Origin of the sequence: Nocardia yamanashiensis NBRC 100130 (genome assembly GCF_001613325.1) — a bacterium.
Classification (GTDB): Bacteria; Actinomycetota; Actinomycetes; order Mycobacteriales; family Mycobacteriaceae; genus Nocardia; species Nocardia yamanashiensis.
Window position 1 is genome coordinate 225907 of the sequence record NZ_BDCD01000017.1, and the last position, 23453, is coordinate 249359.

The following is a 23453-nucleotide window of genomic DNA, read 5'->3' on the forward strand; positions in this document are numbered from 1 at the left end:
CGGTGTTGATCGAATAGGCGGTGTGGCAACCGGGACGGCGGTATGTTTCGCGCATGTCCGGGTTGCAAGGTGAGAGACCGGATTCGGCGGTGCCCGCTGAGCTGGTGGTCGATGACGAGGAGCGGCCGGCTCGGCAGTTGCCGGGGTGGGCGGGGCGGCTGGTTGCCCTGTGCGCGTTCGCGATCGCGGTGCTGGTGTTGTGGCAGGTGTTCCGGCCGTTGCCGCAAGGGAGTCAGTATTTTCTGGTTGTTTTTCTGGGGTGTGCGCTGCCGCTGGTGTTTCTGAGCTACAGCTCGGGCATCGGGGTGCGGTGGCTGGACCGGATGGACGGACCCGCCGCGGTGGACTGGGTGCTGGCGGCGATCGCGTTGGCGGTGTGCCTGTACCCGGTATGGCCGTGGCAGGTCGGGTCCGGCGGGGGTGGATACAACGCCTTCCTGGATCGGCAGGGGTTGCTGGATCCGGTGGATGTGGCGATGGGGGCGGTGACGCTCTTGCTGGTGCTGGAGGCTTGCCGGCGGACCACCGGGTGGGTGTTGCCGGTGGTGTGCTTGGCATTTCTCGGGTACGGGTATTACGGGGGATTTCTGCCGCAGCATTGGTCCATCGCGCATGCGGGGCTGGATTTCGATCAGATCGTGGACGCGTTGTACAACTCCGGGAGCGGGTTCTATGGCACACCGTTGGATGTCGCGGCCAGCTACATCGTGCTGTTCACCATCTATGGGGCGGTGCTCGACTTCTCCGGTGCGGCAAAGTTTTTCGTAGATCTGTCGGTGTCGCTGTTCCGGCGGTCACGGAGCGCGGCGGGACGCACCGCCGTCACTTCCGGGTTCCTCCTCGGAACGGTCTCGGGGTCCGGCACCGCTACCGCGGTGAGCACGGGAGTTGTCACCTGGCCGATTCTGCGTCGGGCCGGGTATCGGCCGGAGCAGGCCGGTGGGATGCTGGCGGCGGCGGGCGTGGGAGCGATCCTGTCGCCGCCGACATTGGGGGCGGCAGCGTTCATTGTCGCCGAGTACCTTGATGTTTCGTACCTGCGAGTGCTGGTGTGGGCGACAACTCCGACATTGCTCTACTACCTCGGGATCCTGCTGGCGGTCGAGATCGATGCCCGGCGGTTCCCGCATCGCACGGTCGACCCCGGCGCGGAGAGTGAGCAGCCCGCGTCTGCCTGGAAATTGCTGGGGCGCTTCGGGTATCACTTCCTGTCATTGATCGCCATTGTGGTATTGCTGATCATCGGGGTCAGCGCCACGCGCGCAGTGGTCTACGCGACCGTCCTCGCATTCCTGCTCGCCATTGCCGATCGGCTTGCCCGCCAGCGGAACTCGCCGGAGCGGGGAACGCTCGGCGAATTCGCACTGGGCACTTTCACGGCACTCTCCATGGGAATTCGCGCCGCCTTGCCGGTGGTGGCCGTGTGCACAGCCGCCGGAATCATCACCGCGATGACCACCAAGACGGGGCTGGGGTCGCAACTGGCAGCCCTGCTGGTGCGGGCCGCTTCGGCGATCTCGGACAACGCGACCGTAGTTCTGGCGTTCACCGTCGTATTCGCCGCCGTCGCACTGGCTTTGCTGGGCCTGGCCATTCCGGTGACCGCGTCGTTCGTCATCGGCTGGGCCATCATCGGCCCGGCCCTGCTCACGCTCGGCGTCTCCGCGCCCGCCACCGCCATGTTCGTCTTCTACTTCTCGGTCCTGTCCGAGGTGACGCCGCCCACCGCATTGGCCGCCGTCGGCGCCGCGGCGGTGACCGGGGCGCGCCCGATGGCCACCATGTGGCAGACGCTGCGCTACGCCCTGCCCGCCTTCCTGGTGCCGATCGTGTTCGTCCTCACGGGCTCCGGCGAACGGCTGCTGGGCCGCGGATCAGCCATCGACATCATCGCGGTCACCGCCCTCGTCTCCCTCGGCGTCGCCGCCCTCGCCATGGCCACCGGCGGCTGGATTCTCGGTGCGGGACAGGCGAATACGACAGCCCGGCTGGCGGCGGGCGCGGCCGGGCTGGCCTTGCTCTACCCCTCGCCGATCACCCTCGGCATCGGGGTCGCCCTGCTCGCGGTCGCGGCAGCGCTCACCCGGCTGGGTACTCGTCCGGCGGGGGTGCCGGCGGAACAGGAGAAATGACATGAGGAAGTTCACGACTATCGCTGTGGCCGTGCTGGTTTCAGCGGGCCTGCTCACCGGCTGCGGCGGGCGGCGGGACACTCCCACCGCCGACCAAGGCGGTGCGGTCACCTGCGAGGTGAGCCAGGAAACCCGCATCGGCATCGCCACCGGCAATGCCACCGGCGTCTACTTCGCGCTCGGAAACGCCTATGCCGAACAGATTTCCGATGCCACCGGCGGAAAGGTGAAAGCCACCGCCTCCGAGACGGGCGCTTCGGTGCAGAACATTCAGCAGCTCGTCTCCGGCACCTATCAACTCGCATTCTCCCTCGCCGATTCCGCCGCCGATGCGACCCTGGGCACCGGCAGCTTCACGGAAAAGCAACCGGTGCGCGCTATTTCACGCATCTACACCAACTACACCCAGGTGATCGTCCGCACCGGATCCGGCATCGATTCCCTGGCCGATATGCGCGGCAAACGCGTCTCCACCGGCTCCCCCAAATCCGGCACCGAAGTAATCGCACAGCGCTTGCTGAAATCCGCCGGCCTGGACCCGGAAACCGACGTGTCCGCACAGCGCCTGGACCTGACCAAGACCGTCGACGGCCTGAAGGACGGCTCCATCGACGCCATGTTCTGGTCCGGCGGCCTCCCCACACCGGGCATTACCGACCTGTTCACCACGGCCAAGGACAAGGTGAAGTTCCTCGACATCGCCGACACGCTGGACAAGATGCGCACCGTGAACCCGGTGTACGAGCAGGGCGTCATCCCCGCCGCCGCCTACGGCCTGCCCGCCGATGTGCGGACCATCGTGGTACCCAATTTGCTGCTGGTGCGCGAGGACCTGGACGCCAACCTCGCCTGCGTGCTGACCAAGGTGCTCTTCGACCGCAAGGCCCAGCTCGAGCTGGCCAACCCGGCGGCCAAGGGGATCGACCGGGCGACGGCGCGCAACACCGCGCCGGTGGAGCTGCATCGCGGGGCGGACAAGGCGCTGCAATAGCCTTCCGCCGCAGCGGATTCGACCGGTCCTACCAGCGAATTCGAGGGTGGGGCGGCACTTGTCGGTGCCGTCGCATACCTTATGGCCATCGTGATCGACCGGGAGGGAGAACGATGGTCTCGAATCCGAGCGCCACACCGGATGAACCGGAGTGGGAAAGTACTTCTGTAGTGCGGGTATCGCCGACGGTAGCCCCGCGTAAGCTGAACAAGGTGCCCTTCGTCGAGCTGGCCGACGGCCGGCTGCAGGGCGTGGTGTCGAGCGGGTCCGATATCGCCCGGGTCTACGTGGCCTCGGTGACGGCGGGAACGCACGGGCTCAGCTGCAGCACCAATAACAATCGGCCGTGCGGCGGGTTGAATCAGGGCTGGGCCTGCAAGCATCTGGACTCGCTGATCGAGGAAGCGGTGCTGCAGTACGGGCAGGACCGGGTGGCGCGTTTCCTGCGCGTCGAGGTGCCGGAGGGCTCGCGTCTGGCGCACTGCCTCAAGGGATCTCGCGATCCCGCGCCCGCCGCGGCGGTGTTCAGCCGGTTCCTGCGGCATCTGACGTATCTGGAATTGCCGGGCACGCAGACCGCGATTCCCGAGCTGCAATGGTTCCCGGCGGGGGTGGGTCGCTGATGCGAAGCGTGCAATTGACTGCGCTGCTGGAGAATTCGCCCGAGGGCGTGACGGCGGCACTCGACGTGGTGAACGGTTTCGACACCGCGCTCGTGGACGGTTTCGCCCGGGTCTCCGAACGGCAGACCGCCGCGCTGGCCGCCCTGGCCGGATCCGTGGCGGGTTCGCCGCTGGCCGCGCCGGTCGCCGAAGCGGCGGCGAAGCTGGGCACCGGAGCGATTGGGGCGGATCAGCTGTCCGCACTGGCCGCGGCCCGCGCCGCCCTGCTCGGCGCGGTGCACGACGCCCTGCTCGGTCAGCTGGATACGGCCTTGGGCCGCAATCGATCCGGCTGGGAAGCCGCGACCGCGACGGCCGCACCGAGCCCGCTCGCGGTGGGTTCGCGAGCCTGGCTGGGCGAACTGGCCATCGCCGGCTGGCGGGGCGTGGATCACGACCTGGTGGCCGCCGCGGATCAAACCGTGGAAGCCCTGCTGGCCGATCCCGCGCTGCGGCGGCTCGCGGTGCTGCTGGACGGTTTCACCGCCGAACTCGGCGCCTCCTCGCCCGTCGCGACCATGGACCGGATTCCCGCGCGCCGCTGGGCCGACCTGTGGACCCGCGCCCTGCTGCTGTCCTGGCGCAATACCGAATCGCCTGCGCCCGAAACGGTTTCGGGCCGCCTGCTGATCCTCGGCGTGGACGTGCACGAGCACGGCACCGCGGTGCAGGCGCAGGTGTACGGCGTGCTGGAAAGCAATGGGGCGCCGGCGCGACGGGTGCGGGTGTCGGTGAGCGCCGCCAAGGTGGACACCATTGTCGGCCCGGCCGTCTGGCAGTTGCTCAGCGGCCATCCGCAATTGCTCGCCGCGCTGGCCGGGCATCGAGTTCTGGAGCTCACCGATATGCCGCTCACGGCGACCGGTGATCTGGTGTGGCACGACGTCCGGGCGAAGGCCGGGGAGTCCGCCGATCCGTTCGTCACCGCCACCGTGCTCCTGAACGAGGCGCAGGCCCCCGCGGTCGCGCCGCTGGACCGCGATCCCGTGCACATCGCCGAACCGGTTTTGCTCGAGGGGTACCGGTTCAAGGATGGCGCAATGGAATTGGACGGTCACCGGCTCTGCGTCGAACTGCACGCCCTGCCCACCAGCGGCCCGCTCACCGCGGTCGCCGTGACCAACTCCAGCGCCATGATCGGCCTGCTGCGCTGGGACGCCGCCGGCTGGTCGGTGCGTCCGCTGGCGGTGCAGCGCAAGGTCAAGGGCGCGCTCACCGTGATCCACGGCGGTGACTGGGCGCTCGGCCCGACCGATCCGAAAATCGCCAAGGCGCAGGCCAAGTCGGGCGATGCGGTTGCGGTGCTGCGCGAACGCGCGGGACGGTTGCTGCGCAAATGACAAATCATGAGACGCGGCGCCAGATCCTGTACTGGCGTCTACTGGCCGGTGTCTTCAGCGGGGATCAACAGCCCACGCTGGAGTCCGCGAGCGCGGGCATCGTCGAAGACCTGGGACTGCCCCTCGCCGTCCTGGATCCCGGCGTGTCGATAGATACAGTGGTGCAACGCTTTCCGGAGATGCGCGGCGAGTTCGAACGCCTCGACTTCACCGAGGACAAGGCCACGGATCGGGCGGAGGCCGAGCAGGCCGCGGTTGCGACGGAGCCTGGTGTCAGCGCGGACGATGTGCGCACTGCCGCAATCGTTTCCAAGCTGCTGCTGAACGTCTTCGCCACCGGTGCGGGCGCGGTCAGCGCGGGTCAGCTGGCCGGCTGGCAGTCCGATGCCAAATGGCTGAAGCACTGCCTGGGCGACGAGCAGGCCGGAGCCGTGCGCGGCGTCCTGGCCGACCTGGAAGCCGATCTGGTCAACCGCATGCGCTTGCGCGAGGTGCTGGCCGATCCGCAATTGGCGGCGCAGCTCACCCCGAGCATGTCCCTGGTCGAACAGCTGTTGCGCGACAAGCACAATCTGTCCGGCGTCGCCCTGGCCAATGCCAAGGCGCTCATCAAGCGCTTCGTGGACGAGGTCGCCGAGGTGCTGCGCACCCAGGTGGCGCAGACCAGCGTCGGCACCATCGACCGCACCGTGCCGCCCAAGCGCATTCTGCGGAATCTGGATGTCGACAAGACCATCTGGAAGAACCTGCCCAACTGGAACCCGCAGGACGAGCGCCTCTATGTGGACCGCCTGTACTACAAGCACACCGCCAAGCGCACCGTTCCCGCCAAGATGATCGTGGTCGTGGACCAGTCCGGTTCCATGGTGGACGCCATGGTCAACTGCACCATCCTGGCCTCGATCTTCGCGGGCCTGCCCAAGGTGGACGTGCACCTGGTCGCCTACGACACCAATGCCCTGGATCTCAGCCCCTGGGTGCACGATCCGTTCGAGGTGCTGCTGCGCACCCAGCTCGGCGGCGGCACCGACGGCCGCGTCGCCATGTCCCTGGCCCAGCCCAAGATCGAGGATCCGGCCAACACCGTCATGGTGTGGATCTCGGACTTCTACGAATGGGAGTGCCAGGAGCTGTACGAGAGCATGGAGGCCGTCCATCGCTCCGGGGTGAAGTTCATCCCCGTCGGCTCGGTCAACAGCTCCGGCCATCAGAGCGTGAACCCGTGGTTCCGCGAGCGCTTCAAACAGCTCGGCACCCCGGTCCTTTCGGGCCGCATCCAGAAGCTCGTGCACGAGCTCAAGAACTTCATCGACTAGGAGAACACCATGAACGACGTTTTGCGCGCCCCCGCCGAGACCAAGTACGCCGAGGAACTGGACTGGCTGGAGTCCATCGACGACGGGGCGAAGCCCTTCGCGTGGCGGTTGAGCCCGAAGATGGTGCGGCTGTTCATTCTCGGCTCCGAACGCGCCGACGGGCTGGACCGCGTGGTCGAGCAGAAGTGGTTCGGCGACCGCAGTTTCGTCGAGCGCAGCATCGTCACCCTCGCCTCCGACCGCGGACTGCTGCTGATCGGCGATCCGGGCACCGGCAAGAGCTGGCTGGCCGAGCTGCTGTCGGCGGCCATCAGCCGCAATTCCACGCTGGTGGTGCAGGGTACGGCCGGCACCACCGAGGACCACATCAAGTACTCGTGGAACATCTCCATGGTGATCGCCAAGGGGCAGTCGCGGGAGTCGATGATCCCCTCCCCCATCATGACCGCCATGGAGCAGGGCGTGATCGGGCGTTTCGAGGAGCTCACCCGCTCCACCAGCGACGTGCAGGACGCGCTGATCTCCATCCTGTCCGAGAAGTACGTCTCGATTCCCGAGCTCGACGACGACAACGTGGTGTTCGCGCAGCCCGGTTTCTCGATCATCGCGACCGCCAACAGCCGTGACCGCGGCGTCAACGATCTGTCCTCAGCGCTCAAACGGCGCTTCAATTTCGTGCGCATCCCGGTGGTGTCCAACAAGAAGAGCGAAGCGGAGATCGTGCGCTTCCGGACCGCGGAACTGTTGCGCCGCCACCAGATCGAACTGGAACTGCCGCCCACACTGCTCGACATCCTGCTGGACAGCTTCGCCGACCTGCGCGCGGCCGCCGCGGCCTCCACCAATGACGACGACAAGCTGGAGTCGGCGCTGTCCACGGCCGAGCAGATCGGCGTGCTCGAGGACGCCATCCTGCACAGCCAGTTCTTCGGCGAGCGCGCGCTCAAGGCCGAAACCCTGGCCGGATCGCTGGTGGGTTCGCTGGTGCGCCGGCAGCCCGAGGACCTGGCCATCCTGAACAAGTACCTGCACGGCGTGGTGGAACCGCGCAGCAAGGACAAGAAGGGCGGCGAATGGGCCGAATTCCTGGAGGGCGGCCGGGCGGCGATCGCGAGACTGTCGTGACCGTCTCCGATATTCGTTCCGCGCCCGATACTTTCGCGGCGCTGCGGGATCAGCTGGTGGACGCGGCCGCGACCTTCGCGGGCGCGCCCGGCGCGGCGGGCGACATCCTGGCGGGCATCGTCGACGATGTCGATCGGGCGCTGTCGGAGCAGCTGGAGATCTTCCCGGTCTGCCATCATTCGCCGGCCTCCGGGCTGGCGATGGTGCGGCGGCTGCGCGAAAAGCAGCCGAGCGTCATCTATCTGGAGCTGTGCGAGGATCTGCGGCCGCTGCTGGACGAACTGCGCAACTGCCGGCTGCCGGTGGCGTTGCAGGCGTTCGCCACCGAGACCGCGGACTTCCCGATCGACTGGGCGCCGCTGTCCATCGTCGCGCCGATCACCGAATCCTCGGCCGAATACCAGGCCATCGCCTACGCGCTCGATACGCCGGGCGTGGAGCTGGTGCTGGTGGATCGGTCCACCGATCACGTGTTCCAGTGGGCGCCAAGGGAAGACAAGGCCGAGGCCGAGACCAAGCCCGACGGCCTGCACGGGGAAGCGGTCGGCATCGAAATCGGCGATCTGCGACCGCGTTTCGCCGAACTCGAGGAATACCTGCTGCACCACGGCAAGGTCCGGCACTGGTCGGAATGGTGGGATCAGTACGTCGAACAGCCCTTGGCCGATGCCGACTACGACACCTACCGCCAGGTCATGGTGATGATCGGCAGCCTGTTCCGGCGGCTGCGGCGCGGCAGCACCACCGAGGACGAGGACCGTGAGCGGTACATGTGGACGCGCATGCGCGAGCACCTGACCGCCACCGGCGCCGATCCCGAACGGGCGCTGTACATCTGCGGTGCGGCGCACGCCGCCAGCCGGGTGGAACAGTTCGGGCTGGCGAGCGACGCGCCGTTCGAGATCACGCCGCGGTCGGCGACCAAATGGCATTACGGGTTGATCCCGTCCAGCCATTCGGCCATCGAAGCGCAGTTCGGGCTGGCCGGCGGCGCGGTGTCCATCGCCGCCGCCACCTGGTCGAAGGGGGTGCGGCGCGGCAAGTTGCAGACCTTCCAGCTGGCCGGGCAGCAGGGCGGCAAGACCAAGGCCAAGAAGCCGCTCGGCCCCGTCACGCCGGATTCGGCGGTGTCGGACCAGCTTTCGGGCTTCCTGTCCCGGCCGCCGGTCCTGGATGCCCTGGACGAGGCCGAACTGCTGGAATGGTCGGTCGATATCGTGCGGCTGGCCCGGCGCAACGGCTACCTGGCCAGCACCGCGGACGCCATCTCGGTGTTCGAGACGTCGATCCTGCTGGCGGGCATGCGCAATCGCGCCCGGCCCACCCCGTACGACTTCCAGGACGCGGCGGTCACCTGCATCGAGAAGGACAAGGTGCCCGGCCGCCGCGATGTGGCCCGGCTGTGCGAGATCCTGCTCGGCGGCGACCGCATCGGGCAGGTCGGATACGAGGCGCTGCCGCCGCTGGCGCGCGATGTGCTCGACCGGTTGCAGCCGCTCGGGCTGGATCTCAACAAACGGAATCTGCAACGGGCGCTGCTGGATCTGAAAACGAATCCGGATTTGCGGCCGTGCTCGGATCTGCTGTGGCTGTTGCGCAAGCTGCTGCCGGCCGATGCGCTGCGGCCGATCATGGGTTCGCGTGGGCTGGGTGAGAGTTCGATCCAGGAGAGCTGGGATATCGGGCTCGGGAAGTATCAGCGGTCGCTGGTGGAGCTGGGCTATGAGGGCGTTTCGGTGGAGCAGGTGCTCGAGCAGCGCCTGCGCCGGTCGGTTGCCGCCCCGACCGCGACGGCGGCCATCGCGCTCGAAGCCGTCGAGGACGCGCTGGTGTTCCTGGGTTCGGCGCGGCTCGCCGACGAGCTCGGTAATCGTGCCATCGAACTCCTCGCGGCCGAGCGGACGGTGGACGGCGCGCCCGCCGTGCTGCGGCGAATCCGGTTGCTGCTCAACTACTATCGCTCCACCGAGGGCGGTCTACCGGCCTGGTGCGGGCGGTTCGTGACGGCCGGTTACTCGCACTACTGCACGCTGCTGCCGACCGCTTTCGCCGATGACGAGACCGGTTCGGCGCAGGTGGCGGCCATGCTGGGCTTCCTGTTCGGCATGGAGAACCTGGCGCTGTCGCTCGGTTGCGATCACACTCAGCTGGAATTGGCTGTGCTGCAATCGCATCCGGAAGCGCCGTCGAAGGTGGCGCTGCTGTGGGCGGCGCGGTTCCAGCTCGGGCTGCTGACCATGGCGGAGCTGCGGGAGCGGTGCGACGGGATGCTGTCGAATCCTCTTGTCCTGCCGACGGTTCCGCAGTACGTCAGCGGGTTCGTGCAGGCCATCGATCCAGCTCCGGGCTTGAAGCCGTTCGTCGTGGAACTGCTGTCGAAGGCGTTCGGGCGGCTGCCGGACACCGTTCTGCTGCCCTGGCTGCCGAAGTTGATCACCACGCTGAAAGATCAAGCGGGCGATCTGATTCCGGCGCTGGTGCGGGAAGCGGGACGCACCTTCCCCGGTTCGCTCCCGGCCGTGGACGCCTTCGTGCCGCCGTGGTCGGCCGAGCACACCGCGCCCGCGATACCGGCGGCTGCCGCACCCCGCGGACCGGCCACCGATCTGCTGGCGGCCCATCCCGACACCTGCGACGCGCTCGCCGCTCTGCTGGGCGTCGAGGGCGGCTGGCAGGAGGCGGGTCCGGCGGGCAATCGCGAGGTGACGGGGCTGCTGGATCGGTTCCCCGCCACCGCCGAAGCCCTGGCGGCACAACTGAATCCGGTGCCTGCGCAGAGCTGAGATTCGGTCGGGCCGGTCGGTGCACGCGTGTCGTGTACCGGCCGGCCTTTTGCATTCGCAGGGCGCATTTCCCGGCAGGATGGCCGCCTAATCCACCGGATCGTCCCGGAAATGGGCCCGCAACCGGCCGACGAAGTCGAGCACGTGCGGCCGCTCGTCATCGACCCGGGTCGCGGCGTACCAGGCCCTGGTCTCCCCGCGCTGCCCCATCCGCACGGTGGCGACCTCACCGCGAGCCAGGTACGGCGCGATCACCCAGGACGGCAGCACACCGACCCCTTCCCCGGCCGCGACCAGCTCCACCACGAGTTCGGTGAGCATCGGGACGATGGTGACCTGATCCGGGCGCGCCCCGGGCGGAATCGGCAGCGGCAAGGCGTTCGGGCGGCTCTGGTCGTAGCTGTCGTACAGGATCAGGTTCTCGGTGGCGAAGTCCCGCGCGGTCACGTATTTCCTTGCCGCCCAGCGATGTTCGGACGCCACCACGGCCAGCATCTCGTCGTCCATCAAATGCGTGAGCCGCACCTGCTCGGCCGCCGGGGTCATCTTGGTCAGCACCGCCACATCCACCACCTGCGCCAGCACCGCGTCCGACAGATCGTCGTCCGCGTTGCTCACCATCCGGATCACACTGTCCGGGCAGGCTTTTCGCATCTCCCGCATCACCGGCGTCAGCCACGACACCGTGGTGGAGCACTGGGTCGACAACCGGATATGCCGATCCCCGCTGCGCGCCACCTCCCGCACCTCGCGTTCGGCCGCCGCCAGGTCCGCCAGAATCCGCGATGCGCGCGGCAGCAAACGCACTCCCACCTGGTTCGGCACCAGCCGCCGTCCCACCCGATCGAACACGGCCGTCCCCAGCCGCTCCTCCATCCGCAGCAAGCGCTGGCTCAACGCCGGCTGGCTCACGTACAGCCGGTCCGCCGCCTGCTGCAAGGTCCCGCCACCGGCCAGCGCGTCCAGCAGCTCCAGATCACGCACATCCAGATCCATAAGCTGAGTCTAGTAATACGCGTAAATCCACGTCGTAGACTTATATACCGCCGGGCCCGAAGCTCGAAGCATGACAACAACGACTTCTCGCACCGCGATCGTCACCGGCGGCTCCAGCGGCATCGGCTACGCGGTCGCGGCGGCACTGCTGAAGCGCGGCGACAATGTGGTGATCAGCGGCCGCGACGCCGCCAAACTCGCCTCCGCCGCAACCGAACTCGGCGCGGGCGACCGTCTCCGCCACCTCGTCGCCGACCTCACCGACGAGCGGGCGGGCCAGGCCCTGGTCGACACCGCCGTGGACGCCTTCGGCTCGGTCGACATCCTGGTCAACAATGCCGGCACCTTCGCCTCCGCTCCCTTCGTCGACGTCACTCCCGCCGACCTCGACCACTTCCTCACCGGCAACCTGCGCGGCACCTACCTCATCACCCAGGCCGTAGCCCGCCGCATGATCGACCAAGCCCTGGGCGGCGCGATCGTCAACATCACCACCGTCCTGCTCTCCCACGGCATCACCGGCTTCCCCGTCACCGCCCCCATGGTCTCCAAGGGCGGCGTCCGCGCCCTCACCGTCTCCCTCTCCGCCGAGCTCGCCCCCTACGGCATCCGCGTCAACGAGGTGGCCCCCGGCATCGTCCGCACACCCCTGCACTCCGGCTCCGACGTGGACGCCCTCGGCGCCCTCGCCGTCCTCGACCGCGTCGCCGAACCCGCCGAAATAGCCGACTCGGTCCTGCACCTCACCGACTCCACCTTCCTGACCGGCACCGTCATCGCCGCCGACGGCGGCTACGTCACCGCCCGCCCCTGAAAGGCCCACGAAATGCCTTACATCAACGTCAAAGTCACCCGCGAGGGCGTGACGCCCGCCCAGAAGTCCGAGATCATCGCCCGCATGACCGACGTCCTCGTCGACGTACTGGGCAAGGACCCCCGCACCACCTTCGTCGTGATCGACGAGGTCGAACTCGAGGATTGGGGCGTCGGCGGCCTGCCGGTCACCGAATACCGCGCGCAACAGGCCAACTGAGCGCTCCCGACAGGCCCGGCCGGGTGGCTGTTCGAGGCGACCCGGCCGGGATGGAATGCTGTGGGCGTGGTGTCGCGCAGGGTGAAGAGCACGGAGGGGCGTTGGGCTGATCGCAACGCCGAGCGTCAGCGTGCGGTCATCGAGGCGCTGATCGAGCTGGTGGAGGAGTCGGAGCCGCGTGCGGAGATCTCGTTTCAGGACATCGCGAATCGGGCGGGGATCAGCCGGACGGTGCTGTATCGGCATTTCAGTGATCGGATGGATCTGGACAATCAGGCTCGGGAGCATGTGGTCGAGATGTATCTCGATGCGGTGATGCCGGTCCTCGATCCGACCGAGACCGTGCGGGAGACGGTGTCCATAGCGGTCAACAACTATGTGAATCTGGTGGCCGAGCATCCGCGGTTGTATCAGTGGATGGAGCTGGCCTCGCACGAGGGGTTCACCGGATCGACGGCCGTCATCTCCGCGAAAGACGCTATCGCGCGGCAGATCTCGTCGTTCATCACGCCGATCGCGGCACTGCTCGGGCAGACCGATCCGGGGTTGGACGTCGGGATCTTCGCCATGGTGTCGATGATCGACGGCGCGGTGACGCGGTGGTTGCGCGATATGCCCGAGGGGTGGGACGCACCTGGAGTAGCCAGGATGCTGACCGATTCATTCCTGATCCTGCTCCAGGGGCACGCCGCCCTGCGCGGTGTGAGCATCGATGTCGATGTGCCGATCGACGACCTGGTGGCCGCGGCCCTGAACCGGCCGGCCTGACCCACCCAAACTATTGCGACATCGTGTCGCACTTTCTCTTGTTCGGCCGGTGAGCGCGGTGTAGTTTTGTCCTCATCAATGGCGACACGGTGTCGCATTATTGAGGTTAGGGACGCTCTCATGACCGAAAATCCACCGACTCGCCGGGAACGCACGATCAAGCCGCGGCGCATCCGCTTCCGGTATCCCGTCGAGACCTACCGGCACCACTACGCGAACGACGACCTGGTGCTCAGCCACGCCGTCGCCTTCCTGTCGGCGGTCTTCCCGCCCGGCGAGGACTTCTTCATCCGCTCGGTCAAGCACTACCGCGCCGACATCACCGATCCCGAATTGTTCGACCAGGTAGCGGGTTTCATCGGCCAGGAACTCACCCACGGCCGCGAGCATCGCGAACTCAACGACCGGCTGCAGGACATGGGCTATCCGACCCACAATGCCGACCGCGCCGTCACCTGGGTCTTCGCGCGCATCGATCAGTTGCTGTCGCCGCTCACCCGGCTCTCCTTCACCGCCGCGCTGGAGCACTACACCGCGACCGTCGCCGAAATCCTGCTCACCGACCCGAAAGCCCAAGCGCTGCTGGGTGAAACGGAAGTCCGGACGATGCTGCTCTGGCACGCCTACGAGGAATCCGAGCACAAGTCGGTCGCCTTCGACGTCTACCGCGCCATGGGCGGCGGCGAGCGCCGCCGCGTCTGGGGCATGCGCCTGGTCACCGCCGGTTTCATCATCGGCGTCATCCTCGGCACGGCGGTCTCGCTCGTCCGGGATCGCGCCGCCTACAACCCGATCCGCCTGATCCGCAGCGCGCTGAAACTACGCCACCTGCCGTTCATCGACCGCCGGATGTGGCGGCTCATCGGCGAATACAACCGCCCCGGGTTCCACCCCACCGATACCGACAACGCCGCACTCCTCGAGCGCTGGCGCACCGAACTGTTCGGCGAGCAGGGCGCACTCACGCCCTACCTCCGCTGAGATGAAGCCGGAGCGCCGAATCACGCTGGGGTGTCGGTGATTCGGCGCAGCGCCTCGGCGAGATCGGTTCCGGTGGGGGCGGTTTCGGGGGCGATCAGGTATTGGGCGGCTACGCCGGTGAGCAGGGCCTGGTAGAGGGCACCGGCGGGGTGGGCGGTGTCTGTGTCGGCGGTGCCGTCGAAGAGGCGGGCCAGGCCGGCGCGGGCTTCTTCCATATTTCCCGCCAGTTGTGCGCGGGCTTCGGGGTGGGCCAAGGCGTCGAAGGTGGCGGACCAGACGCCGCGGTGGGCGGCGATGGTGGTCAGCGCGGCGTCCCAGCGGGCGGCGAATCGTTTCCAGGGGTCGGTTTCCTCAGCCGGGACCTCAGCCAATGCCCGCTCCAGATCAGCGCCCCAGTCCTCGGTGGCCTCCACCAGAGCGGCGGTGAGCAGGGCTTCCTTGGTGCCGAAGTGGTAGCCGATCGCCGCCATGCTCACGCCGGCCGCGGTGGCGATGTCGCGGACCGTGGTACGCGCGTAGCCCTTCTCGAACAGGCAGGCCCGGGCGCCGGTCAGCAGATCCTCGCGATTTCCCATGCCGGAAGTGTAGCGCAATCGCCTAAGACATTTGTCTTGCGCAGTTGCGCAAATCGTCTTATGGTTTGGGATATGGAGCAGATGAGCAATCGCAAGGTCCTGATCTCCGGCGCCAGCATCGCGGGACCGGCCCTGGCGTTCTGGTTGCGGCGGTACGGGTTCGAGCCGACGATCGTGGAGAAGGCGCCGGCGCTGCGCGAGGGCGGACAGGCCATCGATGTGCTGGGTACCGCGACCGAGGTGGTGCGGCGGATGGGGTTGCTCGAGCGGGTGCACGAATTGAGCACCGGCAAGCGGGGCACCTCGTATGTGGATGCGAACGGTAAAGCGCGAGCGAGCATTTCGAGTGAGCTCTTCAACGGCGTGGGCGCGAACGGGGACACCGAGATTCAGCGCGGCGATCTCGCGCGGGTGCTGTACGAGGCCACCCGTGACGACGTCGAATACATCTTCGGCGACTCGATCGCCACTCTCACCCAGGACGACGACGGCGTTCACGTCACCTTCGACCATGCCGCGCCGCGCACCTTCGACCTGGTCGTGGGCGCCGATGGAGCCCATTCCCACACGCGCAGACTGGTTTTCGGCCCGGAAGCCGACTTCGCGCGGCACATGGGGTACTACATCAGCATCTACACGATCCCGAACCTCCTGGAACTGGACCACTGGGAGCTGGATTACAACACCCCGGGCACGGTCGCCGGTTCCTACAGCGCCCGCGAGAACACCGAAGCCAAGGCGATCTTCGCTTGGGCGTCGGATCCCATCGACTACGACTACCGGGATGTGGTGCAGCAGAAGAAGATCCTGGCCGAGACCTATGCCGGTCAAGGCTGGAAGGTGCCGGAGCTGCTCGCCCACCTCGACCCCGCCCCCGACTTCTATTTCGACGCCATGGTCCAGATCCACATGGACACCTGGTCGAAGGGCCGCGTCACCCTGGTCGGCGACGCCGGCTACTGCGCCTCCCCGCTGTCCGGCCAGGGCGCGGACCTGTCCCTGGTCGGCGCCTACCTGCTGGCGGGCGAATTGGCCGCCGCCGCAGGCGATCACACAGTCGCCTTCGCGGCCTACGAACAGCAGATGCGCCCCATGGTCGAGGCCTGCCAGCGGTTCGCCGACGGCACCGGCGCCTGGTACGCCCCGGCCAGCAAGGCCATGATCCGCTTCCGCAACCTGAACGTTCGGCTACTCCCCTACCTGCCCTGGCGCGGGCTCATCGGCGGCGCGCCCCAGAAGGTCGCCCGCACCATCGCCGCCAAGGACTACGCAGCCTGATTCAACCCGCGACTAGTCCGTCGCGAACAGCCAAGGGAGACAGTCCATGCCAGCGTTGCACCGCCCGGCGCAGCGCCCGTTCATCGCTGTAGCCGACGCGCCGAGCGATCGACCGCATGGACAGTTCGGGGTCCTTCAACAGCGCCAAGGCGCGTTCCTGCCGCACCTGCTCGACCTCGGTGCGCCAGGTCGTATCGTGTTCGGCGAGCCGGCGTTGCAGGGTCCGCGGACTCATCACCAGCCGCTCGGCGACCGCTTCCAGCGAGACGATATCGGCCTCGAAGACGATGTCGAGCGCCACCCGGAAAGCGTCGTACCAGCGCAGCACCGGTTTGGCGGCGGCCAAGGTCAGATCCGCGTGATGACGCAGGATCTTGTCCAGGCCGGGCTGGGACTGCGGTAGCGGCGCGTGCGCGTCCTGCTCGAGCAGGGTGATCGAATTGGCCGGGGCCTCATAGTCGATGCGCGTGGTCCCGAAGAACTCGACCAGCCGCCGATGCTCGCGCGGCGCCCGATGCGACAGGCTGACCCGCAGCGGCACGATCGCGCGCCCGGTGGCTTCCCGGGACCGCTTCAAGAACAGCGCCAGCACGAAGATCTCGATCGCCTCGACCACATCCGGCACGGCGGGACCCGTCGCGTGCCCGACGATGAACTGACTGCCGCTCTCGAGCACCCGCGTCCGATCCGCGCCCGGATCACCGATCACGTCCAGATAGCTCAGCGCCTGCGGCGTCGTCTCGAGCAGGCTCGCACCCGTCGTGTACAGGTAATCCCACAAACCCAGCGTCCCCACCGGCGCCCGCTCCGCGACATGCACTCCGATCGCGGTCCCGGCATCGCTCACCGTGAGCTGCTCCCACAACGCGATCATGGTCGGGGTCGACACCCGGGCCAGATCATCGGCCAGCACTTCCGGCCGCAGATCCGGCAGGTGCGCGAACTGCCCCCGATCCATCCCCAGCTCCGCCACCACCCCCGACACCAACCGCGCCAGGCTGGACGAAACAGTGCCATCATTCGCGGCACGGGGCCTACCCGCAGTCACCACAATCCTCTATCGATCAACCCGTCGAAACATTAGTCGAACATATGTTCTATTCTGCGGTAGGCTACCTCGCGTGAACATACATTCGACCGCGCTGGCGCCGAATGCTCCAGCCTCAGGATGGCCAGAACTCGCCGATGTCGACCTGCTGCGCACCCTAGTCGAAACCGAACGCCGCCGACGCCGGCTGGACGCCGCCATGCGCGCCGCCGTAGCCGAAGCCGAACGCCGCGGCCTCGCCGCCGACACCGGCTACCGCGACACCGTCGACCTATTGACCGACCTACTGCGCATCACCACCCACGAAGCCCGCCGCCGCATCGAACACGCCGCGCCCCGCCCCCGCCCGCGCTCGCGCAAAATGTGGCGAGTCCTCCCCGCCGCCAGCTGACCCAACACCAAGTCGGGACACAACGCAAAAAGGCCCGAAACCCCTTACGGTCCGGGCCTTCTCGCTCGAGCTACGCGCGATCAGCGAGTCGCGTCAGGAACCCACTTCAACCCGGTGCCACCGGTACTGACACAGATAACAGGCTCCCCCGTGTTCACATCCCAATCCGGCTTCATCATCTCACTCCGCGTACAGGGCGTATGAGCGATAGGCGTCGACGCAGCCGCCGGCCCCGCGAACCCGATCAGCCCCGCGACGGCGACCCCACCGATAACTGCGATCTTGAACATCTTCATTGCATGCCTTCCTTGCTTCGAACGCACGGGGAGGCTCCCCCCAAGCCCCAGTCTGCCGTGCCGATCTTTCGATAGCCAAATGACTTTCGGTTTCGCCGCGGGTCAATCCACGCAGGTGCGCCAGGTTTCGGCGGCTTCCAGGAGGCGGGCGTGTACCAGGTCGGTGTGTGGGCGGGTGGGGCCTCCTACGCGGCGGGCCAGGTAGACGGTGTTGATGGGGGAATCGGCCGGGCGGAGTAGGGGGATCAGGGTGCCGGCGGTTAGTTCGCGGGCGCAGAGGTAGCTGGGGAGGACGCTGATGCCGGCGCCCGCTGCTACGGCGGCCAGGACGGCGCGCAGGTCCGGAATGACCAGTGCCGGTTCGGCTTCGAGGCGGGTTTCGAAGACGTGGCGCCAATAGCGGCGGAGGATGGGCAGGTCCGGGGCGTAGGAGATCAATGGGACGCCGGTGAGGTCGCTGGCGCGCAGGCGGTCGAGGTCTATGCGGGCGGCCAGGTCGGGGGCGGCCACCAGGATGAACTCTTCGTCGGCGAGGGGTTCGGACAGGACGGTGCGGCCGCGCGGGCGGATGGTGGACAGCACCAGATCTAGTTTGCCGACGCGGAGATCGGCCAGGAGATCGTCGGCCAGACCCGTGGAGACGATCAGGCGGACGCCGTCATGGATGAGCGGGGCCACCTTCGGCAGGACCAGGGTGGCGAGGAGTTCGGCGGGGCCGCCCAGCAGGACGGGGGGTTCGGGGGTCGTCACATCGGCCGCCGAGCCGCCGGCGATGGACTCGAGGGCATCGAGCGGCGGGGCCACCCGGGCGGCCAGATCGTGGGCCGCGGGGGTCGGGGTCACGCCGCGCGGGAGGCGTTCGAAGAGGGGACCGCCCAACTGCCGTTCGAGGGCTTGGAGCTGGGTGGTGACCGTCGGCTGAGACAGGCCGACACGGCTGGCACCTGCGGTGATGGAGCCGGACCGGTAGACGGCCAGGAAGGTGCGCAACTGCGTCAGATCGAGGGAACCATCGGTTTGCCTATGCCTCATATTGGCGAGTCTATTGGTCAGACGATATTTACGCGCCTACGTTGAGATCGGTGACGGACTGACAGATCGGGTACGGAATGTCAGATCGTCGGTAAATAGACCGTTCCGTATGAAGGAGCATGCAGTGGCGAAAATTCTGTTCGTCATGACCGGGGTCGACTATTGGACGCTCGCGGATGGGACAAAGCACCCGACCGGGTATTGGGCCGAGGAGTTCGTCGCGCCCTACGAGGCCTTCACCGGCGCGGGGCACGAGATCGTGGTGGCCACGCCCGGCGCAGTGGTGCCCGCGGTCGATCGCGGGAGCCTCGCCGCCGACGCCAACGGCGGCGCCGAGGGCGCCCAGCGGATTGCCGATACCTTGAGCAAGGCCACCGAATTGAACTCGCCGATCGAGCTGGCGGCCGTGGACCTCGCCGACTTCGACGCCGTCTACTACCCCGGCGGTCACGGGCCGATGGAAGACCTTGCGGTGGACGCCACTTCGGGCGCACTGCTGAATGCGGCCCTGGCGTCGGGCAAACCGCTGGGCGTGGTCTGCCACGCACCGGCCGCACTGCTGGCCACCGCCGACGCGGACGGCAAGTCGCCGTTCGCGGGGTACCGCGTGGCGGCGTTCACCAATGCCGAGGAGACCCAGGCCGGGCTCGCGGACAAGGCCAAGTGGCTGTTGCAGGACCGCCTGGTCGCGCTGGGCGTGGACTACCGCGAGGGCGAGCCGTGGGCGCCGCACGTCGAGGTGGACCGGAATCTGTTCACCGGGCAGAACCCGGCGTCCTCCGCCCCGCTGGCCGCGGAGCTGTTGAAAGCGCTGTGATTTCGATGGCGGACCGGACCACGGATGTACTCGACGCCACGCTGCGGTGCCTGCTGCGGTACGGAGCGCGGCGTACCACCATGGACGATATCGCCTCGGAGACAGGCGTTTCCCGGTCCGCCGTCTACCAATACGTGCGCAACAAGGACGATGCGGTGCGGCGGGTGGCCGAACGCCTGCACGACCAGGCGCTCACGCAGGCGCGGCAAGCCGCGGCGTCCGAGGGCGCGCTCGCGGAGCGGGTGTACGGCATCTTGGCCGCGAAGGTCGCGCTGGCCGCCGGGCCGTTCGCCGAATCACCACACGCCACCGAGATTTTCGATGAACAGGCTCGGCTGAGCGGCGATATCTGCCGTCGCTTCACCGAGGAATTGCACAGCCTGCTGACCCGGGTGCTCACCGATGCGCACACCGGCGATCCGGGCGATGCCGCGCATATCCTCCTCGCCCTCACCGTCGGCCTGATCGGCACCGGGCGTCCGGAGCTCTTGCGGCGCGCGGTGGATGCCGCACTCCCCCAATGAAACTCGAACCTCCAGGAGACAATCCGATGACCGTGACCAGTCGTGAATGGCGTTTGATCGCCCGCCCCGTCGGCGAACCCAAGTTCACCGATTTCGAATTCGCCACCACCACCGTCGCCGATCCCGGCCCCGGCCAGGTCCTGGTCCGCAACGACTGGCTGTCGGTGGACCCGTACATGCGCGGCCGGATGAACGATGTCGAGTCCTACATCCCGCCTTTCGTGCTCGGCGAGGCCATGACCGGCAGTGCGGTGGGCACCGTGGTGGCCTCCGGCGCGGACGCGATCCCGGTCGGCGCGACCGTGACCCACTTCGCCGGATGGCGTGAGTACGCCCTGCTCGACGCCGGCGCCGTGCAGGTCGTGGACCCGAATCTGGCTCCGCCGCAGGCATACCTGGGCGTGCTGGGCACCACCGGCCTCACCGCCTACGCGGGCTTGACCGAGGTCGCCCCGATCCAGCCGGGCGATGTGGTGTTCATTTCCGGCGCGGCGGGCGCGGTGGGTTCGGTCGCGGGGCAGATCGCCAAGCAGCTGGGCGCGAGCAAGGTCATCGGTTCGGCGGGCGGACCGGAGAAGGCCGCACGGCTGTTGTCCGACTTCGGTTTCGACGCCGCCATCGACTACCGCGAGGGCAATCTGCCGGTGCGCCTGGCCGAGGCCGCGCCGGACGGCATCGACGTGTACTTCGACAATGTGGGCGGCGATCACCTCGACGCGGCCATCATGAACATGAACCTGCGCGGGCGGATCGCCCTGTGCGGGGCCATCTCCATGTACAACGACGTGGAACTGCCGGCCGGGCCGCCGCATCTGCCGCTGGCCATCGGCAAGCGGATCACTCTGCGCGGCATGAACGTCAGCGACCACTACCACCAGATTCCGGAATGGATCGGCAAGGCCGCCGGCTGGCTGGCCGACGGCTCGCTGCGCGCCGAGGAGACGGTGTACGACGGCATCGATTCCGCGTTCGACGCCTTCACCGCCATGATGGGCGGGGCGAACACCGGCAAGATGCTGGTTCGGCTGTCGCACAGCTGATTACGTGACGTAGCGCACTCGCCAGGGTAGCCGGAACGTGGCTACCCTGGCGCGAGTGAGCGAAAATACTACGACGGGTAGTACAGCTGGCGGACGGGTCTCGCGCCGCGCATTGTTCGGGTCGGGCCTGGCGGCCGCGGGGGTGGCGGCGGCCGGGGTGGCGATCGGGCGGGGCACCGCGAGCGAGGCGGCGAAACCCGCACGGGTCGAGGACTTCCACGGCGTGCACCAGGCGGGGATCGCGACGACGCCGCAGGCGAACGCCATGTTCCTGGCCGCCGATATCGCGCGGGCGGATCGCGGGGTGCTGCGGGAGCTGCTGACGGTGTGGACCGAGACCGCCGCCGCCCTCACGACCGGGGCGGATGCGCCCGAGAATCCCGCCGATGCACCGGGTTTCAGCGTCCGCACCGACTTCGCCAGCGGATTGGATCCGGCGCGGTTGACCATCACCTTCGGACTTGGTCCGGCGGTGTTCGACGAGCGCTTCGGCTTGGCCGGGCGGCGGCCGAAGCACCTGCGCCAACTGCCCGAATTCAGCGGGGACGCACTGCAATCCGCCTGGAGCGGCGGGGACGTCATGGTCCAGATCTGCGCCGAGGACCATCAGGTGGTCAGCCACGCGTTCCGGGCCCTGCGCGCCCGCATGCCCGGCCTGGGCAATATCCGCTGGACGCAACACGGCTTCCTGAGCCAGCCCGTCGATGGCGGTACTTCGCGGAACATGTTCGGGCACAAGGACGGCACCGCCAACCCCAAGCGCGGGACCGCCGAATTCGACAAGGCCGTCTGGGTGGACGCCGCCGACGAACCGGACTGGTTCCACCAGGGCACCTACCTGGTATTCCGCAAGATCCGCATGAAGACCGCCGATTGGGACATGCTGGCGCTGGCCGAGCAGAACAACATCATCGGGCGACGGCGCAGCGACGGAGCGCCGCTCAGCGGCGAAACCGAGACCGACGCCGTGGACCTCGCCAAGCGCCTTCCCAATGGTGAACTCGCCATCCCCGCCGATGCCCACGTCCGCCTCGTCAACGGCATCACCATGCTGCGCCGCGGCTACAACTACGACTACGGCACGCTGCTGTCCACGGCTCCGGGCGCCGCCACCGGCGAAACCGAGCACACCCACGCCCCCGGCACACCCGAGCACACGCACAGCGGCCACGACAAGCTCGATGCCGGATTGCTGTTCGCCGCCTACATGAACAATCCGCCCGAGCAGTTCATCAAAGCCCAGTCCGCGCTGGCCGCCACCGATCGGCTCAACGCGGTCATCCAGCACACCGGTAGCGCCTTCTTCGCAGTCCCGCCCGGCGCGCAATCCGGGACCGCCGTGGCTGATCGGTTGTTCGACCAGTGAGATTCCGCCCGAACGCACGCCGGAATGACGAGGAGAGCAGGTCGTAGCGGGCGCGGGTCGCGCGGGTGAACAGTTCGAACGCGTACAGACGCGGGCGGCTATTCCTGAGATGATCCGGCTACCCGCACCGAAAGGCCGGTCCGTCATGAACGTCGGGAACTTCACGCGTTACGTCGCAATCGGCGACAGCCAGACCGAAGGCGTCGGCGACGGCGACGATGTGACCGGGTTGCGGGGCTGGGCCGATCGGCTCGCCACGCAGGTCGCACTGGCCAACCCTGGATTGCAGTACGCGAATCTGGCGGTGCGCGGCAAGCTGGCACGGCAGATCCGCGCGCAGCAGCTGGACGCGGCGCTGGCGCTGGAACCGGATCTGGTGACGGTGCTCGCGGGCATGAACGATCTGCTGCGTCCCAGCTTCGAGGTCGATGAGGTGGCAGGACACGTGGAGGCCATGTTCGCGGCCTTCGCAAGCACCGGAGCGGTGGTGGCCACCCTGACGTTTCCCGATGTGGGACGCCTGATTCCGATGGCCCGGGCGGTGCGCGGGCGCGTGGCCGCCATGAACGACCGGGTGCGGGAAGCCGCGGCGCGGTACGGAGTGATCGTCGCGGAGGCCGCGCATCACGCCGTGGTCGCCGATCCCCGGCTGTGGAGCCCGGATCGCTTGCACGCCAGCCCGCTCGGCCATCAGCGGATCGCGGACGCGCTGGCCGAGGCGCTGGGTCTGCCCGGCAGCGACGACGCCTGGACCCGGCCGTTGTTCCCGGAGCTGCCGGAACGAAACCTGGTGCAGGCCATCGCCGCCGAGTTCCGCTGGGCGGGCGTCGCGCTGGTGCCGTGGGCCGTGAAGCGCGTACAGGGCCGGTCCTCCGGTGACAATCGGCTCGCCAAACGCCCGCTGCCGCTGCCCGTCGACGGTCTCACCGTCTGAGCGGGATCGACCGGATCCCCTGCGC

The 23453-nt window shown here is 67.9% G+C and carries 22 protein-coding genes; 18 read left to right on the forward strand and 4 right to left on the reverse strand.

Annotated features, from left to right (window positions below):
• The first annotated feature begins 53 nt into the window (after positions 1-53).
• From NY1_RS19525 to NY1_RS19555, 7 genes are all read left to right on the forward strand, one after another.
• Entirely contained in the window at positions 54-2132 is a 2079-nt protein-coding gene (locus NY1_RS19525) for a TRAP transporter permease (RefSeq protein WP_067715129.1), read from the forward strand.
• Position 2133: 1 nt separating this feature from the next.
• Positions 2134-3123: a TAXI family TRAP transporter solute-binding subunit gene (locus NY1_RS19530; RefSeq protein WP_067715132.1), complete on the forward strand. Its 990-nt coding sequence runs from the start codon at positions 2134-2136 to the stop codon at positions 3121-3123.
• A gap of 212 nt (positions 3124-3335) precedes the next feature.
• A complete protein-coding gene (locus NY1_RS19535; protein ID WP_233036145.1) occupies positions 3336-3746 on the forward strand; it encodes a hypothetical protein in 411 nt (136 codons plus the stop codon).
• Positions 3746-5125, forward strand: a complete 1380-nt coding sequence (locus tag NY1_RS19540) for a hypothetical protein (protein ID WP_067715611.1) — start codon at positions 3746-3748, stop codon at positions 5123-5125. The genes NY1_RS19535 and NY1_RS19540 overlap by 1 nt, the downstream gene beginning before the upstream one ends.
• Complete coding sequence (locus NY1_RS19545; protein ID WP_067715138.1) at positions 5122-6441, forward strand: vWA domain-containing protein; 1320 nt, start codon at positions 5122-5124, stop codon at positions 6439-6441. The genes NY1_RS19540 and NY1_RS19545 overlap by 4 nt, the downstream gene beginning before the upstream one ends.
• A gap of 9 nt (positions 6442-6450) precedes the next feature.
• Positions 6451-7566: an ATP-binding protein gene (locus tag NY1_RS19550; RefSeq protein WP_067715141.1), complete on the forward strand. Its 1116-nt coding sequence runs from the start codon at positions 6451-6453 to the stop codon at positions 7564-7566.
• Entirely contained in the window at positions 7563-10349 is a 2787-nt protein-coding gene (locus tag NY1_RS19555; RefSeq protein ID WP_084535122.1) for a DUF5682 family protein, read from the forward strand. The genes NY1_RS19550 and NY1_RS19555 overlap by 4 nt, the downstream gene beginning before the upstream one ends.
• Before the next feature lie 87 nt (positions 10350-10436).
• Here NY1_RS19555 and NY1_RS19560 read toward each other — a convergent pair whose 3' ends face one another.
• Positions 10437-11345 (reverse strand): LysR family transcriptional regulator, encoded by a 909-nt coding sequence (locus NY1_RS19560; RefSeq protein WP_067715144.1) that lies wholly within the window; start codon positions 11343-11345, stop codon positions 10437-10439.
• 70 nt (positions 11346-11415) lie between these two features.
• Between NY1_RS19560 and NY1_RS19565 the strand changes: the two genes are divergently transcribed.
• The 4 genes from NY1_RS19565 to NY1_RS19580 all read left to right on the forward strand — a co-directional run bounded on the left by NY1_RS19565 (position 11416) and on the right by NY1_RS19580 (position 14127).
• Positions 11416-12159, forward strand: a complete 744-nt coding sequence (locus tag NY1_RS19565; protein WP_067715147.1) for an SDR family NAD(P)-dependent oxidoreductase — start codon at positions 11416-11418, stop codon at positions 12157-12159.
• Positions 12160-12171: 12 nt separating this feature from the next.
• Positions 12172-12378, forward strand: coding sequence for a tautomerase family protein (locus NY1_RS19570; protein ID WP_067715150.1), 207 nt, complete (start codon positions 12172-12174; stop codon positions 12376-12378).
• A gap of 81 nt (positions 12379-12459) precedes the next feature.
• On the forward strand, positions 12460-13146 hold the full coding sequence (locus NY1_RS19575) for a TetR/AcrR family transcriptional regulator (RefSeq protein ID WP_169815377.1): 687 nt from the start codon (positions 12460-12462) through the stop codon (positions 13144-13146).
• A gap of 120 nt (positions 13147-13266) precedes the next feature.
• Positions 13267-14127, forward strand: coding sequence for a metal-dependent hydrolase (locus NY1_RS19580; protein WP_067715156.1), 861 nt, complete (start codon positions 13267-13269; stop codon positions 14125-14127).
• 20 nt (positions 14128-14147) lie between these two features.
• On the opposite strand, the gene NY1_RS19585 is transcribed toward NY1_RS19580, so the two are convergent.
• Complete coding sequence (locus tag NY1_RS19585) at positions 14148-14702, reverse strand: TetR/AcrR family transcriptional regulator (protein WP_067715159.1); 555 nt, start codon at positions 14700-14702, stop codon at positions 14148-14150.
• 72 nt (positions 14703-14774) lie between these two features.
• On the opposite strand from NY1_RS19585, the gene NY1_RS19590 reads away from it, so the two are divergent.
• Entirely contained in the window at positions 14775-15980 is a 1206-nt protein-coding gene (locus NY1_RS19590) for an FAD-dependent monooxygenase (RefSeq protein WP_218028393.1), read from the forward strand.
• A 1-nt stretch (position 15981) separates the two neighbouring features.
• On the opposite strand, the gene NY1_RS19595 is transcribed toward NY1_RS19590, so the two are convergent.
• Positions 15982-17028, reverse strand: coding sequence for an AraC family transcriptional regulator (locus NY1_RS19595; RefSeq protein WP_233434392.1), 1047 nt, complete (start codon positions 17026-17028; stop codon positions 15982-15984).
• Positions 17029-17101: 73 nt separating this feature from the next.
• Between NY1_RS19595 and NY1_RS19600 the strand changes: the two genes are divergently transcribed.
• On the forward strand, positions 17102-17419 hold the full coding sequence (locus NY1_RS19600) for a DUF222 domain-containing protein (RefSeq protein WP_233036135.1): 318 nt from the start codon (positions 17102-17104) through the stop codon (positions 17417-17419).
• A gap of 398 nt (positions 17420-17817) precedes the next feature.
• On the opposite strand, the gene NY1_RS19610 is transcribed toward NY1_RS19600, so the two are convergent.
• On the reverse strand, positions 17818-18747 hold the full coding sequence (locus NY1_RS19610; RefSeq protein WP_067715168.1) for a LysR family transcriptional regulator: 930 nt from the start codon (positions 18745-18747) through the stop codon (positions 17818-17820).
• 124 nt (positions 18748-18871) lie between these two features.
• Between NY1_RS19610 and NY1_RS19615 the strand changes: the two genes are divergently transcribed.
• The 5 genes from NY1_RS19615 (at position 18872) to NY1_RS19635 (ending at position 23428) form a co-directional block, all read left to right on the forward strand.
• Positions 18872-19564: a type 1 glutamine amidotransferase domain-containing protein gene (locus NY1_RS19615; RefSeq protein ID WP_067715623.1), complete on the forward strand. Its 693-nt coding sequence runs from the start codon at positions 18872-18874 to the stop codon at positions 19562-19564.
• Between the two features lie 5 nt (positions 19565-19569).
• The gene (locus NY1_RS19620) at positions 19570-20088 is read left to right on the forward strand and encodes a TetR/AcrR family transcriptional regulator (RefSeq protein WP_067715624.1); all 519 of its coding nucleotides are present in this window, start codon (positions 19570-19572) and stop codon (positions 20086-20088) included.
• 26 nt (positions 20089-20114) lie between these two features.
• The gene (locus tag NY1_RS19625; protein ID WP_067715171.1) at positions 20115-21128 is read left to right on the forward strand and encodes an NADP-dependent oxidoreductase; all 1014 of its coding nucleotides are present in this window, start codon (positions 20115-20117) and stop codon (positions 21126-21128) included.
• Between the two features lie 55 nt (positions 21129-21183).
• Positions 21184-22494, forward strand: a complete 1311-nt coding sequence (locus NY1_RS19630) for a Dyp-type peroxidase (RefSeq protein ID WP_067715174.1) — start codon at positions 21184-21186, stop codon at positions 22492-22494.
• 145 nt (positions 22495-22639) lie between these two features.
• A complete protein-coding gene (locus NY1_RS19635; protein WP_067715177.1) occupies positions 22640-23428 on the forward strand; it encodes an SGNH/GDSL hydrolase family protein in 789 nt (262 codons plus the stop codon).
• Positions 23429-23453: the final 25 nt, after the last annotated feature.